Below are 16,880 nucleotides of genomic sequence, written 5' to 3' on the forward strand. Positions count from 1 at the left end.
CTCCTTTCCCCGGCTCCATAGCTACCGCACACCCGGTCTGTGCCGTGTGTCAGTGCACTATCACAATGAATGCGCCTGCACTCAGAGATGGGCACACCATCGCTCAGCGCAGACAAAAACAGAAAAACCCGGACCGGAGTCCGGGTTGATGGCAATTACGCTTCGATCGGCGCGCGCCAGTCGTCAGAGCCGGAAGTCCCGGCCACGGTGTGTTCCCAGTCGATTTTGCGGTACGCCAGCGACACTTCGATCAGCTGGGTGTAATCCTGCTTGGACGGGTCCTGGCAGTGCGGCATCTGGTTGTTGATGTCGACAATGGTGGCGTCGGTCAGTTTGGTGGTGAAGAAATGCTCCTGCTTGCCTTCGACGGAGGTGCGGTACCACTTCAGGGTCACGGTCGGCAGCATTTCGCCGGAGGCCAGCGCGTTATACAGCAGCGGGACGGCCTTGTTCAGCGCGACGGTGAACTTGAACGGTTTGTGCACGCGCTGACCGGCAGGCTGGCCGGACTGCGGGTCGGTCGGGACGGTGACGATGTGTTTGAATTCCTGCACCAGCATCTCGTCTTCGTGGCCCTGCACGTAGATGTTGCCGACGGAGTCGGAGGTGAAGGCACCGGCGGTGATGTTGCCCTGCGTTTTACCTTCGATGCTGATATAGCATGGGGTTGGCATAGTCTTGCTCCTTGTTGTTGAACGGTTAGTGTGACTTCACCGTTTACAAAGCAATGACTGTGCCAGTTTTTATTCTATTGTTTTTAAAGAGAAAAATAATATCGCCATTTTCCCTAAGTCAAATTTGAGCAAAAAATTGCGCAGACTTCCCGAAAAAACGGCATCCATTGCGCAAACAGGGATTTATGCTGGAAAGTGAGCAAGAAATTGCGCAGATTTTGCATTTGTTCTGTTGGTGGTTGTTTTGTGAGCATCTGACACCTGTTTTTATGTGACAAATATCACGTAATGTGTTCTGTGCGATCGCTGGAGTCTGGCAGAGGAATGTGCGTCAGGAAGCGCGATAAACAGGAAGCAAGTACATCTACTTCACTCTATTCGCGGTTGTCTGGTTTTGGTGAAGCTTTGCTGTTTGTTGAGGAAAGGCGTTCAGATCCGCCATCCGCACTATTGAGATAATACAGAGAGAGGAACATCAGGATTCCAGCGTGTTTGCAGTACATTGTCACACCGTATATATCCTGCCAATCGATAGAGAAAGGTATTCCGGCATGGGAAAAAGCAGCACTCGATTCGGGTAAGGATAGCAGTGCAGGATTTCTTATTTCATTTTCTTACAAACAGAAAACCCCTGATTTCGACTCAGGGGTTGTCGGGATAGACGTGAAATGCACGTGCAGTTCACGTGCATAATCTAGTCCTTTTATAGTCCAGTCACTGTCAGGCCTGTGTCTTTAATTGGTTGTATTTAAAGACGTTGTCCTGCTGCTGTCCTATCAAATGTGGTGGAGCTGGCGGGAGTTGAACCCGCGTCCGAAATTCCTACACCGTCGGTACTACATGCTTAGTCTGGTCTTTACATTCGCTTGCCAGCTGCGGACAGACACGCCACTAACAAACTAGCCTGATTGGATTTAACGCTTCAACCCCAGGCAGGGCATCCACGCGATCTCTTTTAGGTTTGACCTCTCTTGATCCCCGTCCTAAGAGCGGAGGCTAGGGAGAGAGGACACCTTCAGTTTCTTAGGCTGATTAAGCTGCTAAAGCAGCAGGTGCGAAGTTTTCGTCGTTTGCGACTATTTTTTTGCGGCTTTTTACGAGGCCAACCGCCCCTCGGCATGCACCTTGGGTTTCGCGAATCCCGTCGAATCCAGAATCAGCCCCAAGATATTCTTTTATTATAACAGAAAGATGGCGTACTAAGCTAGCGACCGTTAGCGGGCGGCATTTTTCATGATGCGCGCTTTATCCAGCTTCCATTCGCGCTCTTTGATGTCGTCACGCTTGTCGTGCTCTTTTTTACCCTTGGCGACGCCAACCTTGACCTTGCACCAGGCATTTTTCCAGTACAGCGACAGTGCCACTACCGTATAGCCTTCACGATTGACACGGCCGTACAGCGAATCCAACTCGCGCTGGTTCAGCAGCAGTTTGCGGGTACGCGTCGGATCGCAAACCACATGGCTGGAGGCGCCGTGCAGCGGTGTGAATGTGGCGCCGAAAAGGTAAGCTTCGCCATCACGCATCAACACATAGCTGTCGCTAATATTGGCTTTGCCTGCGCGCAGTGATTTGACTTCCCACCCCTGAAGTGCCAATCCCGCTTCAATCTCTTCTTCTATGAAGTATTCATGGCGGGCGCGCTTGTTGAGCGCAATGGTGGCAGAACCGGGTTTATGTGCTTTTTTCTTTGTCATAGTGCCGTCATTATACTGGTTGTCGTCGTGAATGAAATCCCTCGCCGGGATTCATACCGTTCTTTGTGAACGGGTGCGATGCCCCTCGCAGAATTTTTGTCTGACCGCTCATCGATGGTATTATTTTGCGCGTTTTATGAATCACGGAAAATTGTATGCCTAAAATCAGCCGGTCTGCGCTGGTCCCGTTCAGTGCCGAGCAGATGTATAAATTAGTGAATGATGTCTCGTCTTACCCGGCTTTTCTGCCTGGATGCACTGGTAGCCGGGTACTGTCTTCCTCCGGGAGTGAAATGACGGCGGCGGTTGATGTGTCGAAAGCCGGTATCAGTAAGACGTTTACCACCCGCAATACGCTTATTGATAATCAATGTATTTTAATGCAACTGGTGGACGGTCCGTTCCGTCAGTTGACCGGTGACTGGCGTTTTATACCGCTGAGCGATGACGCCTGTAAGGTCGAGCTGAATCTGGATTTTGAATTCAAGAATGTGTTGATTGAAATGGCATTTGGCAAAATTTTCAAAGAATTGGCCAATAATATGGTGCAGGCGTTCACCCTGCGCGCCAAAGAGGTTTATTGTGCCTGAAATTCGTGTCGAAGTGGTCTACGCGTTGCCGGAGCGCCAGTACTTGCGATCGCTGACGCTGGAAGAAGGGAGTACAGCGGAGCAGGCTATTCAGGCTTCCGGCTTGCTGGCCCTGCGCCCGGATATCGATCTTGGCATCAATAAAATCGGCATTTTTAGCCGCCCGGCGAAACTGACCGATGTGCTCAGCGATGGTGATCGGGTGGAAATTTATCGGCCGTTACTGGCGGATCCCAAGGAGTTACGCCGTCAGCGCGCGGAACGTTCAAAAAATAAGGCACGGTAACGTGCCTTATTTTTTCTGGGTCAGCCAGCGAGGCTAACCTCACCGGGCCTGTTCACTTACTGCGTCTGCAACGTGGGCTTGTTGTCCACATTAGCCAACACGCCCTGACTGTTGAAGGTCAGAGTCAGTGTTTGCTGTTTCACGGCTTCGTGCCCCGGTTGCTGACGGAAGACATAGTACCAGGTGTCTGATCCAAACGGATCCTGCAGCATGGGAGTGCCCAACGTGTAGATAACCTGTTGTTTGGTCATTCCGTTACGGATCTTGGCAACGTCAGCGGGTGCCAGATAGTTCCCCTGATTGATGTCAGGCCGATAGACTACACGTTCCAATGTGGAACAACCGGCAGTCAACATAACAACAACCACCGCGGCGACGACAGTCAGCGTTTTACAGCGCATAGTGATTACATTCCTTAAGGGCATAGGTTGCAGATGATAATAGACCTTGCCTGACTTGAAAACCTGCAAGACGTCTGTAAGACCGCGGGAATTCGAAAAAGTTGAGCCTCACTATGCCGCCAGCAATTCTCTGGCGTTTGCCAGCGTGTTTTTGGTGACGGCCGAACCGCCGAGCAGGCGCGCCAGTTCCTGCAGACGCTCGCGTTTACCCAATGGCTGCATCAGCGTTTCGGTCGCAGCGCCGTCAGTGTGCTTGCTGACAAAGTAGTGGTGATGGCCGCATCCTGCTACCTGCGGCAGATGGGTGACGCACATCACCTGAGTGGATTGCCCAAGCTGACGCAGCATCTTGCCGACAATCGCCGCGGTCGGGCCGCTGATACCGACATCCACTTCGTCGAAAATCAGGGCTGGGGTGTCCATCTTGCGGGCGGTAATAACCTGAATAATTAGCGCGATACGAGACAGTTCACCGCCCGACGCCACTTTGATCAGCGGCTGATGCGGCTGGCCGGGGTTGGTAGTGACGCAGAACTCAATGTGGTCGGCGCCGTTGGCGGTCAGCGAATCCGGCGTGAAGGTCACATCAATCGTGAAATGGCCGTGCGGCATCGCCAGTTCATGCATATTGGTGGTGATTAACTCCGCCAGTTCATTGGCGTGCTGACTGCGTCGGGCGTGAAGTTGTTCGGCCACATGTAGGGCTTGCTGGTGGAACTCTTGCACCGCGCGATTCAGCGTTTCATGATCGCTTTCCTGCTGCTCCAGCTGTTGTTGTTCCTGCAATAACTGCTGATGAAACGCGGGAAGTTCTTCCGGCGTCACGTGATGCTTACGCGCCAGCGTTAACTGACGCGACAGGCGCTGTTCCAGTTCGTACAGTCGGATTGGGTCCAGATCCATACTGTCACAGTAATGGCGCAGTTCGTCGCTGGCCTCGCTGATCTGGATGCCGGCTTCTTCCAGCATGGAAAACACGCCGGAGAGTTTTTCATCCAGGCTCACCAGTTCTGAAAGTTGGTGTCTGGCGCTGTGCAGCATGCTCAGCAGGTTTTGATCTTCGCTTTCGCTGAGAATCTGCAACGTCTGCTGGCTGAGGGACATCAGTTGTCCGCTGTTGGCGAGCCGCTTGTATTCGACGTCAATCTGCTCGTACTCGCCCGACTGGGGCGCAAATTCGTTCAGCTCTTTGAGCTGATATTGCAGCAATTCCCGGCGCGCTTCCCGCTCGATGGTGGCTTGCTGGAGCTGCGCCAGTTCGCGGCAGCTTTGATGCCACTGCTGCCAGATCTGGCGCATGGCGCTGAGCAGTTGCGATTCATCGGCATAGGCATCCAGCAGATGGCGTTGATGTTCCGGCTTGAGCAGCAACTGGTGGGCATGCTGCCCATGAAGCTGAATCAGATGCTGGCCCAGTTCACGCAGTTGCGACAGCGGCACCGCCGTGCCGTTGATAAAGGCGCGGGAGCGGCCGTCGGCGCTGATAACCCGGCGCAGCAGGCATTCATTGTTGTCATCAAGCTGGTTGTGTTCGAGCCAGCGCAACGCGGCCGGGGTGTCCGCCAGCGAAAAGCGGGCGCAGATGTCGGCGCGGCTGGCGCCGGGGCGAACCATGCTGGCGTCGGAGCGATTGCCGAGACAGAGGCCAAGGGCGTCAATAGCAATGGATTTTCCCGCCCCGGTCTCGCCGGTAATGACGCTCATCCCTGCCTGAAAATCAATTTCCAGTTCGCGCACAATGGCGAAGTTACTGATTGTGAGTTGCGCCAGCATGATAGTTTCCTGTATGTAACAACAACTGTTATTACGTACAGTATAGACTGGTTTTTTGTACAGTAAAGTAGCAAGCGCTACTTTCAGAATAATTTTTTCGACCAGCCGAGCTTGCTGCTTAATGTATTGAAGTAACTGTAATTTTCAGGATGTATTAGGTTCAGATGATACTGGCTGCGCTGGATTAGCACCTCTTCGCCCTCCTGTACCGGCAGCGAAATCTGGCTGTCGCAGCTGATTTCCAGGTCCTGGGTGATGTGGGAAAACTTCAGCCGGATAGAACTGCTGCTGTTTATCACCAGCGGCCGCGCCGACAAGGTGTGCGGAAACATCGGCACCAGCGCGATCGCATCCAGCGAAGGGGTTAGGATCGGACCGCCGCCGGATAGCGAATAGGCGGTGGAGCCGGTAGGCGTAGAGATGATCAGACCGTCGGAGCGCTGGGAGAACGCGAATCTATCGTCAATATAGACTTCAAATTCAATCATGTGCGCTACTTTGCCCGGGTGCAGCACCACCTCGTTGATGGCGGTGCTGCTGCTGTTGGGGTGATTAGCGCGGCACACCTGTGCTTCCAGCATAAAACGCTGTTCGCGGATGTAACGCCCGGCCAGCACTTCGCTTAGCTGTTGCTGGGTATGATCCGGATCGAGGTCGGTAAGGAAACCGAGATTGCCGCGGTTGACGCCAATGACGTTGATATCGTAGCGCGACAGCACCCGCGCCGCGCCCAGCATGTTGCCGTCGCCGCCGACCACCACCGCCAGGTCCGCCTGCTGACCGATTTCCGACAGGCTGCCGGTGGCGGCGTCCGTTAGCTGCAACTCGCGGGCGATCTGCTGCTCGATCACCACGCGGTAACCCTGTGCGCGCAGCCAGTGATACAGCATTTCGTGGGTGGTCAGGGCATTTGGATGACGCGGGTGACCGACAATGCCAATGCAGTTAAACGATCTGTTCATTTGGGTGCCTTATCCTCATGAGAGCACCGGAGGCTCACGGTTTTTGGACCGATAGCCGGACCAACAATATGTGAGTGGTTCCCTTGAAACCCCGGTTTTGATCCCCATAATAAGCGAACTAGCGAGATGAATGCGAAAAACGCGGAGAATTTCATGAGTAGTAAAGAACAGAAGTCGCCTGACGAGCAAGTCTTGGATCAAAAGGGAGCAGCGGAAGGTCAGCAAACGGATGCCGTGCCTGAGACGACAGATGTCGCTGACCCGCGTGATGAGCGTATCGCAGAATTGGAAGCTCAGCTGAACGATGCTCAGCAGCGTGAACGTGAAAGCGCGCTGCGCGCCCGCGCCGAAATGGAGAACATTCGCCGCCGTGCCGAGCTGGATGTGGAAAAAGCACATAAATTTGCCCTGGAGAAGTTTGCGGGCGAAATGTTGCCGGTGATCGACAATCTGGAGCGTGCGCTGGAGATGGCGGACAAATCCAATGAAGCACTGTCGGGCATGATTGAAGGGGTCGAGCTGACGCTGAAAGCGATGCTTTCCGCCGTGAACAAGTTCGGTATTGAGGTAGTGGCGGATGTGAACGTGCCGTTTAATCCGGAAATTCATCAGGCCATGACCCTGCTTGAATCCGCCGATCACGCGCCGAACCATGTCATGATGGTGATGCAGAAGGGTTATACCCTGAATGGTCGTTTGTTGCGCCCGGCGATGGTTGCGGTGTCCAAAGCTAAGGAATAATCGTTTTCCGGCTTTCTCCGGGAAGCGGCCAGCAGGCTTCTTCCCGGATGCGTGTTGAGTGAATCGGCTCTGGTCGGTCTTTCTCTTCCTTTATTTCCCCTGGTATTTCCCTCGCCGCTCTCTCCCGGTGATTTCACGAAAACATTTTCCTGTTACTTATGCGTTTTTTCCTGACGTCATCACATGGTCGTTATTTATCCGCGTAATGCCGTGCCGGTCGTTTTTTTGTTTGTATTTTGTTAATCTTTATGTATTAAAACGTGTGTCGTTTGTCGGGTGAATGCATCATTATCATAGCCTATCAGAGCAATCATCGTTTCCATTCTAAATGCACTTGATAATCATTATCAACTTTGCGAGAGTAATAAAACAATAGTGTTAGAAGGGTTACTCATATGCCGGGGAGTCGTGTAGTGGAGTCAGTCAGCCGTACGTCAAGGAAGCTCAAGCTTTCACTGATGGGGCCGGCCTTTATCGCGGCGATCGGGTATATCGATCCCGGTAATTTCGCCACCAATATTCAGTCGGGCGCCGCCTACGGATATCAGTTGCTGTGGGTGGTGGTGTGGGCCAACCTGATGGCGATGTTGATTCAATTACTCTCCGCCAAACTGGGGATCGCCACCGGCAAGAATCTGGCGGAGCATATTCGCGATCGCTTTCCGAGACCCGCGGTCTGGGCCTACTGGGTGCAAGCCGAAATCATCGCTATGGCGACCGACCTGGCGGAGTTCATCGGCGCGGCGATCGGCTTTAAGTTATTGCTTGGCGTGTCGTTGCTGGAAGGCGCGATTCTCACCGGGATTGCCACTTTTCTGATTCTGACGTTGCAACAACGCGGGCAAAAACCGCTGGAGATGGTGATCGGCGGGTTGTTGCTGTTCGTGGCGGCGGCCTATATCGTCGAGCTGATTTTCTCTCGCCCGGAGCTGGCATCGCTGGCGAAAGGCATGGTGGTGCCGAGCCTGCCCAATTCCGACGCGGTGCTGCTGGCCGCCGGCGTGCTGGGTGCGACTATTATGCCGCACGTGATTTACCTGCATTCGTCGCTGACGCAGCAACAAAGCAACATCACCCGTGCCGAGCGCTATTCCGCCACTAAGGTGGATGTCGCGGTGGCGATGACTATCGCCGGGTTTGTGAATCTGGCGATGATGGCGACGGCGGCGGCGGCGTTTCACTTCAGCGGCAACACGTCGATTGCCGAGCTGGATCAGGCGTATCTGACGCTGAAGCCCTTGCTGGGTCAGGCGGCGGCGACGATTTTCGGTTTGAGTCTGGTGGTGGCGGGGCTGTCTTCCACAGTGGTGGGGACGCTGGCCGGCCAGGTGGTGATGCAAGGGTTTGTGCGCTTCCATATTCCGCTGTGGGTTCGCCGCGTCGTGACCATGCTGCCGTCTTTTATCGTCATTCTGTCCGGGATGAATCCCACCCGGGTGTTGGTGTTAAGCCAGGTGCTGTTGAGTTTCGGTATTGCGCTGGCGTTGATTCCGCTGCTGGTTTTTACCGGCAACCGCGAACTGATGGGGTGCCTGGTGAACAGCCGCCGGGTACAGAATATTGGTAAAGTGATCGTCTGTATGGTGATCGCGCTCAATCTGTATCTGGTGCTGGATACGCTGCTGGGTTAATTCGCTCGCTTGTGGTTTACGACGCCTCCGCCGGTGATGGTCGGGGGCGTTTGTCTTTTCCGGTTCCGACTTTTCTGGTTTCGTCTTACGATCACGTGCATTCCGGTAAGCTCCGTCCTATTATCTGGGACTGATTTTTTTGATACAGAGATTCAATGATGTCGTCGCCCATTACTATCCTTGATAAGCAATTGTTATCCGATCACTGGTTCGTGCTGCATAAATATGTGTTCGATTTGAAACGTAAGAATGGCGGCATCGTGCGCCAGATGCGGGAAGTGTATGACCGTGGCAACGGCGCCGCGATCCTGCTTTACAACCGTGTCCGGGGAACCGTTGTACTGACAAGACAGTTCAGGATGCCGACGTACCTGAATGGCAATGAAAGCGGGATGCTGCTGGAAGCGTGCGCCGGTTTGCTGGATGATCAGTCGCCGGAACAGTGCATTCGTAATGAGGCGATCGAAGAAACCGGCTACCAGATAGGCGAAGTGGAGAAGTTGTTTGAAGCCTACATGTCGCCGGGCGGTATCACCGAGCTGGTGCACTTTTTTGCCGCGGAATATGACGATTCACAGCGTAAAACCAACGGCGGCGGCGTGGACGATGAAGATATCGAAGTGCTGGAACTGCCGTTTAACAATGCGCTGGCGATGATCAAGGACGGGCGTATCCGTGATGGTAAAACCATCATGCTGCTGCAGCATGCGCAAATTAACGGCTGGTTCGCCAACGTGCGCTAACGACATATAAAAACTATAATATCAATACGATAGACAACAAGGGGCCGGCTGGCCCCTTGTTGTTTGTGGCGGAACCGTGTTTACAACCGGGCGGCCAGCAGATCTTCCAGTTTTTGCTGGTCGGCGGCAAACAGACGGATGCCTTCGGACAGTTTCTCCACCGCCATCGGATCCTGATTATGCTGCCAGCGGAATTCGGTTTCCGACAGCGGCGCCGGCTGATGGAAGCCTTCGGTTGACGGGCTGAGAATGCGTTCCACTGGCGTGGTGCTGTTTTTCAACTGTTCCAGTAACGGCGGGGCAATAGTCAGGCGATCGCACCCGGCCAGCGCCAGAATCTGTTCCACCTTGCGGAAGCTGGCGCCCATCACGATGGTGCGATAGCGATGCTGTTTGTAGTACTCGTAAATACGCCGCACCGACAGCACGCCCGGATCCTGTTCGGCATCGTAGTCGGCGGAGGGTTGTCTGGCCTGATACCAGTCGTAGATGCGGCCGACAAACGGCGAAATCAGATAGACGCCGGCTTCGGCGCAGGCGCGGGCCTGTGCAAACGAAAACAGCAGCGTCAGGTTGCAGTTAATCCCTTCCTTTTCCAGTTCTTCGGCGGCGCGGATCCCTTCCCAGGTAGCCGCCAGCTTGATCAGAATTCGCGAGCGATGTACGTCCTTTTCCTCGTACATCGTCACCAGTTTGCGCGCTTTAGCCACACACATTCCGCGATCGAACGACAAACGGGCGTCCACTTCGGTGGAAATCCGTCCGGGAATACTTTTCAGCACTTCGGCGCCGATATTGACCGCCAGACGGTCGCCGGCGTTAATGAGCAGGGTTTCTCTGGACCCGCCCTGCTGGTGGGCGTAAGCCAGCGCATCGGCAAACAGCGGCTGATAAACCGGCAGGCTGGCGGCTTTTAGAATCAGGGATGGGTTGGTGGTGGCGTCCTGCGGTGAAAAGTGGCGAATAGATTCGATATCGCCGCTGTCTGCCACTACCACGGTGAATTGTTTCAATGCGTCTAGTTGGTTCATGGTTTGGCTCCCAGAAGAGAAAATTGGCGGAACCACCCTGCAGGATTCTGTGGCGCAATGACATGCGTTTTTTCTGATTGCAGTTATCAGCAGGGTGATCTCCGATGCCGTAACACAGGCTAAGCATAGTCAATTTGTGTTGGGCTCGGCTGGTGACAGGGGAGAGCACAGGGAGCGATATCATCGATATTTGGTGATGTTTGGCCAGGAAAACAGTCGTTATGGTGAGTGATTTTCAATCTCATTAATTAACTATATTAAGCGGTATTCCGTTGCGGATTTTGTAATGCTTCATGGTTTCGAAAATCACAGACACGGTACACTGAGCGACTCGCCACCCTACCCACAAAGCGATAAGACAAGGTAATAAACTATGGATGAACAACTGAAGCAAAGCGCACTGGACTTCCATCAATATCCGGTGCCGGGAAAAATCCAGGTCTCCCCGACCAAACCGCTGGCCACGCAGCGCGACCTGGCGCTGGCCTATTCCCCGGGCGTTGCTGCGCCTTGTCTGGAAATAGCTGAAGACCCGCTGGCGGCTTACAAATATACCGCGCGCGGCAATCTGGTGGCGGTGATCTCCAACGGTACCGCGGTGCTGGGGCTGGGCAACATCGGCGCGCTGGCCGGCAAGCCGGTGATGGAAGGCAAAGGGGTGCTGTTCAAGAAGTTCTCCGGCGTCGATGTGTTCGATATCGAAGTGGACGAGCAGGATCCGGACAAGCTGATCGACGTGATCGCGGCGCTGGAGCCCACTTTCGGCGGCATCAACCTGGAAGATATCAAGGCGCCCGAGTGCTTCTACATCGAGCAGAAGCTGCGTGAGCGCATGAAGATTCCGGTATTCCACGACGATCAGCACGGCACAGCTATCATCTGTACCGCGGCGGTGCTTAACGGCCTGCGCGTGGTGGAAAAACAGATTTCCGACGTCCGGCTGGTGGTGTCCGGCGCGGGCGCGGCATCCATCGCCTGCCTGAACCTGCTGGTGGCGCTGGGTCTGAAACATGAAAACATTGTGGTGTGCGACTCTCGCGGCGTGATCTACAAAGGCCGTGAAGCCAACATGGCGGAAACCAAAGCGGCTTACGCTATCGATGATAACGGCAGTCGTTCGCTGGCCGATGCCATCCCGAACGCAGATATTTTCCTCGGCTGTTCCGGTCCGGGCGTGTTGACGCAGGATATGGTGAAAACCATGGCGCCGCGTCCGCTGATCATGGCGCTGGCTAACCCGGAGCCGGAAATTCTGCCGCCGCTGGTGAAAGAAGTGCGCCCGGACGCCATCGTGTGCACCGGTCGTTCCGACTATCCGAACCAGGTCAACAACGTACTGTGTTTCCCGTTCATCTTCCGCGGCGCGCTGGATGTGGGCGCGACCACCATCAATGAAGAGATGAAGCTGGCCTGCGTGCACGCCATTGCCGATCTGGCGCTGGCGGAGCAGAGCGAAGTGGTGGCGTCCGCCTACGGCGATCAGGATCTCTCCTTCGGGCCGGAATACCTGATTCCCAAACCGTTCGATCCGCGCTTGATCATCAAGATCGCGCCGGCGGTGGCGAAAGCGGCGATGGAGTCCGGCGTGGCGACCCGTCCGATTGAAAACTTCGACGATTACATCGAGAAACTGACGCAGTTCGTCTATAAAACCAACCTGTTCATGAAGCCCATCTTCGCTCAGGCCCGCACCCAGCCGAAACGCGTGGTGCTGGCGGAAGGGGAAGACCCGCGCGTGCTGCATGCCACGCAGGAGCTGGTGTCGCTGGGGCTGGCGTTTCCGGTGCTGATCGGCCGTCCGGGCGTGATCGAAAAACGCATCCAGAAGCTGGGCTTGCAGATCGCCATCGGCAAGGATTTCGAGGTGGTGAACAACGAATCCGACCCGCGTTTCAAAGCCTACTGGACCGAATATTTCGAGATGATGAAACGCCGCGGCGTGTCTCAGGAGCAGGCGCAGCGCGACATGCGCGGCAACCCGACGCTGATCGGTTCCATAATGGTTCATCGCGGCGAAGCGGATGCGATGATCTGCGGTACGGTCGGTAACTATGAAGAGCACTTCGGCGTGGTGGAGAAGGTGTTCGGCTACCGTGACGGCGTGCATGTGGCGGGGGCGATGAACGCGCTGCTGCTGCCGAGCGGCAACACCTTTATCGCCGATACCTACGTCAATCCGGACCCGACGCCGGAACAGCTGGCGGAAATCACCCTGATGGCGGCCCGCACCGTGCGCCGTTTCGGGATCGAACCGAAGGTGGCGCTGCTGTCGCATTCCAGCTTCGGCACCTCTGATTCGCCGACGGCGAAGAAAATGCGCGCCACGCTGGCACTGGTGAACCAACTGGCGCCGGAACTGCAGATCGACGGCGAAATGCACGGCGACGCCGCGCTGGTGGAAGCCATCCGTCGTGAGCAGATGCCGAACAGCCCGCTGAAAGGCGCCGCCAACATCCTGATCATGCCGAACATGGAAGCCGCCCGCATCAGTTACAACCTGCTGCGCGTCTCTTCTTCTGAAGGCGTGACCGTCGGGCCGGTACTGATGGGCGTTGCCAAACCGGTGCACATCCTGACGCCGATCGCCTCCGTGCGCCGTATCGTCAACATGGTCGCGCTGGCGGTGGTGGAAGCGCAGACCGAATTGCTATAATTCGGCGCGTTGTCGTAGCGAAAAGACCAAACCGGCAGGGTAACCTGCCGGTTTAGATTGCTGACAAACCCTATAAGTGCAAAATGAAGGGTTTTCCCGGCGTTAAAACTGTGCTGAGGTGAGCGACTTCGCCGGGTGAGCGGCATGGATGCCGCGAAAGCCCGTGCCGCGTCTGGAACGCGTCGCGGGCGGCCCGAACAGCGAAGGCGAACGCCGAAGGGACCGCGTCAGCGGCACAGTTTAGCCACCAGCCAGAGGTCAAGGAGAGGTGGCCTTTGAACCTCTCCTTGTCGTGCGTGCGATGGAATGGCAGAGAAACGACACCGTTTATCCCGCACGAAACTATTCACTTACCAGACAAAATTCACCGTTCGTAAGACAACATGGCTGTTTGTCAACAGTCTCACCGGCAGGGTAACCTGCCGGTTTTTTTTTTTACGCCTGCTGGCGCAGCCACTTCTCCAGCTCGTTGGCGAACTGCTGGCGTTCGCGCTGGCTTAGCGTAGCCGGGCCGCCGGTTTGTACTCCGCTGGCGCGCAGTGTATCCATGAAATCCCGCATCGTCAGCCGCTCGCGGATGGTATCCGGCGTGTAGCGTTCGCCGCGTGGGTTGAGCGCGATCGCGTGTTTTTCCAGCACCTCGGCCGCCAGCGGGATATCCGCGGTGATCACCAGATCGCCCGGCTGAACGCGGCGCACGATTTCGTTATCCGCTACATCGAATCCGGCGGCGACGCGCAAACTGTGGATGTGCGGCGAAGGCGGCGTTTTGATCGACTGGTTGGCGACCAGCGTCAGGCGGGTCGCGGTGCGATCGGCGGCGCGGTAGAGTACGTCTTTAATCACATTGGGACAGGCGTCGGCGTCTACCCAGATGGCGGTCATTTGTGTGCTCCCGACGGCGTATTCAGGCCCAGCCAGTCACGGGCGGGCAGGAAGTCGCGGTACAGCGCCGCTTCCGGGCTGTCCGGCTCTGGTTGGTACTGGTATTCCCAGCGCACCAGCGGCGGCAGCGACATCAGGATCGACTCGGTGCGCCCGCCGCTTTGCAGGCCGAACAGCGTGCCCCGGTCCCACACCAGGTTGAATTCCACATAGCGCCCGCGACGATAAAGCTGGAACTGGCGCTCCCGCTCGCCCCACGGAATGTCTTTGCGGCGATTGACGATCGGCAAATAAGCGTGCCGGAAACCTTCGCCCACCGCGCGCATGAAGGCAAAGCTGGTGTCGAAGTCCGGTGCGTTGAGGTCGTCGAAGAACAGGCCGCCGACACCGCGCGCTTCGTTGCGGTGTTTGAGGAAGAAGTAGTCGTCGCACCATTGCTTGTAACGCGGGTAGACGTCGTCGCCGAACGGTTTACACAAATCGAACGCGGTCTGATGCCAGTGGATGGCGTCTTCCTCAAAACCGTAGTACGGGGTGAGATCGAAACCGCCGCCGAACCACCATACCGCCGGTTCGCCCGGTTTTTCGGCGATGAAGAAGCGGATGTTGGCGTGGCTGGTCGGTACATATGGGTTCAGCGGGTGCATCACCAGCGAAACGCCCATCGCCTGAAAACTGCGTCCGGCCAGTTCCGGGCGGTGGGTGCTGGCCGACGGCGGCAGCGAAGCGCCGGAAACGTGAGAGAAATTCACTCCAGCCTGCTCAAATACCCGTCCCTGACGCAGCACGCGGCTGCGTCCGCCGCCGCCGGAAGCATGCTGCCAGGCGTCTTCGATAAACGTGGCGGAGCCATCGGTCAGTTCCAACTGCCGGCACAGGTCGTCCTGTAACGTGAGCAGAAAATGCTTGATCGCGTTGATGTCAGGTGAGCTCATAATGTCCCTTATGATGAGGTTGAAAGGCGGTTGGGCTTATTCCCTGGTTTACTAGTCTTAGTATATCGAAATTCGGCAGCTCGCCTATCACCGGTCATGCCGCCGGCGAGAATCGGCGTCATTGCTGAAAAGTGTATGACGGAGATATTGCGTCTGCGGTGAATCACGGGATAATCGGGTATCACCTATTGACTCTAGATGGCGAGCAGCGATGGAAATCCGCATATTCAGGCAAGATGACTTTGAAGAAGTGATCACCCTCTGGGAACGTTGCGATTTGCTGCGCCCCTGGAATGATCCGGAAATGGATATTGAGCGCAAGCTCAACCATGATCCCGACCTGTTTCTGGTGGCGGAAGTGGGCGGTGAGGTGGTCGGCTCGGTGATGGGGGGCTATGACGGCCACCGTGGCTCGGCCTACTATCTGGGGGTGCATCCCGATTACCGTGGCCGCGGCATCGCCAACGCGCTGATTAGCCGTCTGGAGAAAAAACTGATCGCGCGTGGTTGCCCGAAGATCCACCTGATGGTGCGTCAAAGCAACACGGCCGTCATCAGCATGTATGAAAAGATGAATTACGATATGGTCGACAGTATCACGCTGGGCAAGCGCCTGATTGAAGACCAGGAGTATTGACCGTTCCCCTCTGACCGTGTTTGCAATCCGTCGGTTGTTGACGGGGAGATGCCGCCTTATCTCCGTCTGACGCCGAGCGCTATCCTTAGCCCGTCGGCTGCATTTTTCCTTTCTTTTTCTGTTTCTGTTCGCGCATCCGCGCAATGTTCCCGCTAGCGGTTTTCTACCTGTCCTAAAGGTTAGGTTTGTGCTGGCGTAATGTAAAAATCAATTGATAATGGGTATCATTTGTAAAATAATTCTCATTATTATAAAAGGACGTTTCTGCTTGCTTTTGGGATGGGAAATCAGGGGGCGCCGCCGTTGTTCTGTCCATGATTTGATACTTATTTCTATAAATAAAACATGGTATTACGTTGAAATCTACGCATTCTCTTCTGTTGTCCGTTGGGGTACATCTGTCGCTGGTCTGGGCCTTGTTGTGGGGGTATGCGTCTCACGATCGACCGGTGCTGCAGGCCGGGCGCGCCGGAGAAAGCATGACCGGCATGCATGTTACGTCGTTCTCCGCCCACGCCGTGCGGTTGCTTTCCGCCACCATCGCAACATCGCCCGCCGACGAACCGGTTACAACTTCCCGCGCAACGCCTGTTGCGGTAGCACCGACGGTGATGCCGGTTAACGATCGCGCCGTGGTGACGGTCGCGTCTTCTAATTCCACCGCGACAACGCGTCCGCAAAAACCAACGGAGAAGACCCGCGAAATACCGCACCCGCCAAAAGACCCTGCACCGGTGCGGGCGAAAGAAAAGGCGGACGTCAGGACAACCCCCGCTGAACCACGCAGTGAAACCCGTGATGCGCCGGCGCCTGTGGCGGGCGCAACAAGCCCGGCTGAGCCGGGAAATCACACCATGGCGTCAGCTAACGCCAGCGCCTCGGCAGGCGGGCAGGCCGCACCGGCGGGGGAAAGTACGCTGGGGCAGGCCAGTCAGGGCGCAGGCACCAGCCAAACCGGCGCGTTGAAAGCGCTGCAACGCCGGGTGAATTACCCCGTGCGGGCGCGTTCGATGGGCGTGGAAGGGCTGGTGAGGCTGCGGTTTGACGTCACGGCCAGCGGCACGGTCACCAACATTCGGGTGCTGTCGGAGAACCCTGACGGGATGTTTAGCAGCGACGTTATCAAAGACATGGCGCGCTGGCGTTATCAGGCCGGTTCAGCGGTTGCCGACCAGACGGTATCCGTCATTTTTCGGCTGAATGGCCATATCGAAATTCAGAATTGATTTTTTTGTTTTCAA

Annotated in this window: 16 protein-coding genes and 1 other RNA gene; 8 read left to right on the plus strand and 9 right to left on the minus strand. The window is 55.8% G+C overall.

Annotated features, from left to right (window positions below):
- Positions 1–155: 155 nt before the first annotated feature.
- The 3 genes from DDA898_RS04475 to smpB all read right to left on the minus strand — a co-directional run bounded on the left by DDA898_RS04475 (position 156) and on the right by smpB (position 2,371).
- Positions 156–674, minus strand: a complete 519-nt coding sequence (locus DDA898_RS04475) for an Hcp family type VI secretion system effector (protein ID WP_012883992.1) — start codon at positions 672–674, stop codon at positions 156–158.
- 783 nt (positions 675–1,457) lie between these two features.
- Positions 1,458–1,838, minus strand: a transfer-messenger RNA (tmRNA) gene (gene ssrA, locus DDA898_RS22060).
- A gap of 50 nt (positions 1,839–1,888) precedes the next feature.
- Positions 1,889–2,371 carry an SsrA-binding protein SmpB gene (gene smpB / locus DDA898_RS04480; RefSeq protein WP_013316581.1) on the minus strand — a complete coding sequence of 161 codons (483 nt, stop codon included), beginning with the start codon at positions 2,369–2,371 and terminating at the stop codon, positions 1,889–1,891.
- A 155-nt stretch (positions 2,372–2,526) separates the two neighbouring features.
- On the opposite strand from smpB, the gene DDA898_RS04485 reads away from it, so the two are divergent.
- Positions 2,527–2,961, plus strand: a complete 435-nt coding sequence (locus tag DDA898_RS04485) for a type II toxin-antitoxin system RatA family toxin (protein ID WP_038910357.1) — start codon at positions 2,527–2,529, stop codon at positions 2,959–2,961.
- Positions 2,954–3,247, plus strand: coding sequence for an RnfH family protein (locus DDA898_RS04490; protein WP_013316583.1), 294 nt, complete (start codon positions 2,954–2,956; stop codon positions 3,245–3,247). Before DDA898_RS04485 ends, DDA898_RS04490 begins: the two co-directional genes overlap by 8 nt.
- A gap of 56 nt (positions 3,248–3,303) precedes the next feature.
- On the opposite strand, the gene bamE is transcribed toward DDA898_RS04490, so the two are convergent.
- The 3 genes from bamE to nadK all read right to left on the minus strand — a co-directional run bounded on the left by bamE (position 3,304) and on the right by nadK (position 6,383).
- Positions 3,304–3,648 carry an outer membrane protein assembly factor BamE gene (gene bamE / locus DDA898_RS04495; RefSeq protein ID WP_013316584.1) on the minus strand — a complete coding sequence of 115 codons (345 nt, stop codon included), beginning with the start codon at positions 3,646–3,648 and terminating at the stop codon, positions 3,304–3,306.
- Between the two features lie 111 nt (positions 3,649–3,759).
- On the minus strand, positions 3,760–5,421 hold the full coding sequence (recN, locus tag DDA898_RS04500) for a DNA repair protein RecN (RefSeq protein WP_038910358.1): 1,662 nt from the start codon (positions 5,419–5,421) through the stop codon (positions 3,760–3,762).
- A gap of 83 nt (positions 5,422–5,504) precedes the next feature.
- Entirely contained in the window at positions 5,505–6,383 is an 879-nt protein-coding gene (gene nadK / locus DDA898_RS04505; protein WP_013316586.1) for an NAD(+) kinase, read from the minus strand.
- Between the two features lie 153 nt (positions 6,384–6,536).
- Between nadK and grpE the strand changes: the two genes are divergently transcribed.
- From grpE to nudK, 3 genes are all read left to right on the plus strand, one after another.
- Positions 6,537–7,124, plus strand: a complete 588-nt coding sequence (gene grpE, locus DDA898_RS04510) for a nucleotide exchange factor GrpE (RefSeq protein WP_013316587.1) — start codon at positions 6,537–6,539, stop codon at positions 7,122–7,124.
- Between the two features lie 395 nt (positions 7,125–7,519).
- On the plus strand, positions 7,520–8,755 hold the full coding sequence (locus DDA898_RS04515; RefSeq protein WP_050570194.1) for an Nramp family divalent metal transporter: 1,236 nt from the start codon (positions 7,520–7,522) through the stop codon (positions 8,753–8,755).
- A 158-nt stretch (positions 8,756–8,913) separates the two neighbouring features.
- Positions 8,914–9,498, plus strand: coding sequence for a GDP-mannose pyrophosphatase NudK (gene nudK, locus DDA898_RS04520; protein ID WP_013316590.1), 585 nt, complete (start codon positions 8,914–8,916; stop codon positions 9,496–9,498).
- Between the two features lie 80 nt (positions 9,499–9,578).
- On the opposite strand, the gene tal is transcribed toward nudK, so the two are convergent.
- Entirely contained in the window at positions 9,579–10,529 is a 951-nt protein-coding gene (tal, locus tag DDA898_RS04525; RefSeq protein WP_013316591.1) for a transaldolase, read from the minus strand.
- Between the two features lie 373 nt (positions 10,530–10,902).
- On the opposite strand from tal, the gene maeB reads away from it, so the two are divergent.
- The gene (gene maeB, locus DDA898_RS04530) at positions 10,903–13,182 is read left to right on the plus strand and encodes an NADP-dependent oxaloacetate-decarboxylating malate dehydrogenase (RefSeq protein ID WP_038910360.1); all 2,280 of its coding nucleotides are present in this window, start codon (positions 10,903–10,905) and stop codon (positions 13,180–13,182) included.
- Between the two features lie 435 nt (positions 13,183–13,617).
- Here maeB and DDA898_RS04535 read toward each other — a convergent pair whose 3' ends face one another.
- Both DDA898_RS04535 and hemF read right to left on the minus strand, forming a co-directional pair.
- The gene (locus DDA898_RS04535; RefSeq protein WP_038910361.1) at positions 13,618–14,067 is read right to left on the minus strand and encodes a YaiI/YqxD family protein; all 450 of its coding nucleotides are present in this window, start codon (positions 14,065–14,067) and stop codon (positions 13,618–13,620) included.
- Positions 14,064–15,002 (minus strand): oxygen-dependent coproporphyrinogen oxidase, encoded by a 939-nt coding sequence (gene hemF, locus DDA898_RS04540; RefSeq protein WP_038910363.1) that lies wholly within the window; start codon positions 15,000–15,002, stop codon positions 14,064–14,066. The genes DDA898_RS04535 and hemF overlap by 4 nt, the downstream gene beginning before the upstream one ends.
- A 211-nt stretch (positions 15,003–15,213) precedes the next feature.
- On the opposite strand from hemF, the gene DDA898_RS04545 reads away from it, so the two are divergent.
- Together DDA898_RS04545 and DDA898_RS04550 are read left to right on the plus strand one after the other, a co-directional pair.
- On the plus strand, positions 15,214–15,639 hold the full coding sequence (locus DDA898_RS04545) for a GNAT family acetyltransferase (protein ID WP_012770957.1): 426 nt from the start codon (positions 15,214–15,216) through the stop codon (positions 15,637–15,639).
- Between the two features lie 356 nt (positions 15,640–15,995).
- Positions 15,996–16,865, plus strand: coding sequence for a TonB family protein (locus tag DDA898_RS04550; RefSeq protein WP_038910364.1), 870 nt, complete (start codon positions 15,996–15,998; stop codon positions 16,863–16,865).
- The last annotated feature ends 15 nt before the right edge of the window (positions 16,866–16,880 follow it).

It is taken from the genome of Dickeya dadantii NCPPB 898 (assembly GCF_000406145.1).
In the GTDB taxonomy this organism is placed as follows: domain Bacteria; phylum Pseudomonadota; class Gammaproteobacteria; order Enterobacterales; family Enterobacteriaceae; genus Dickeya; species Dickeya dadantii.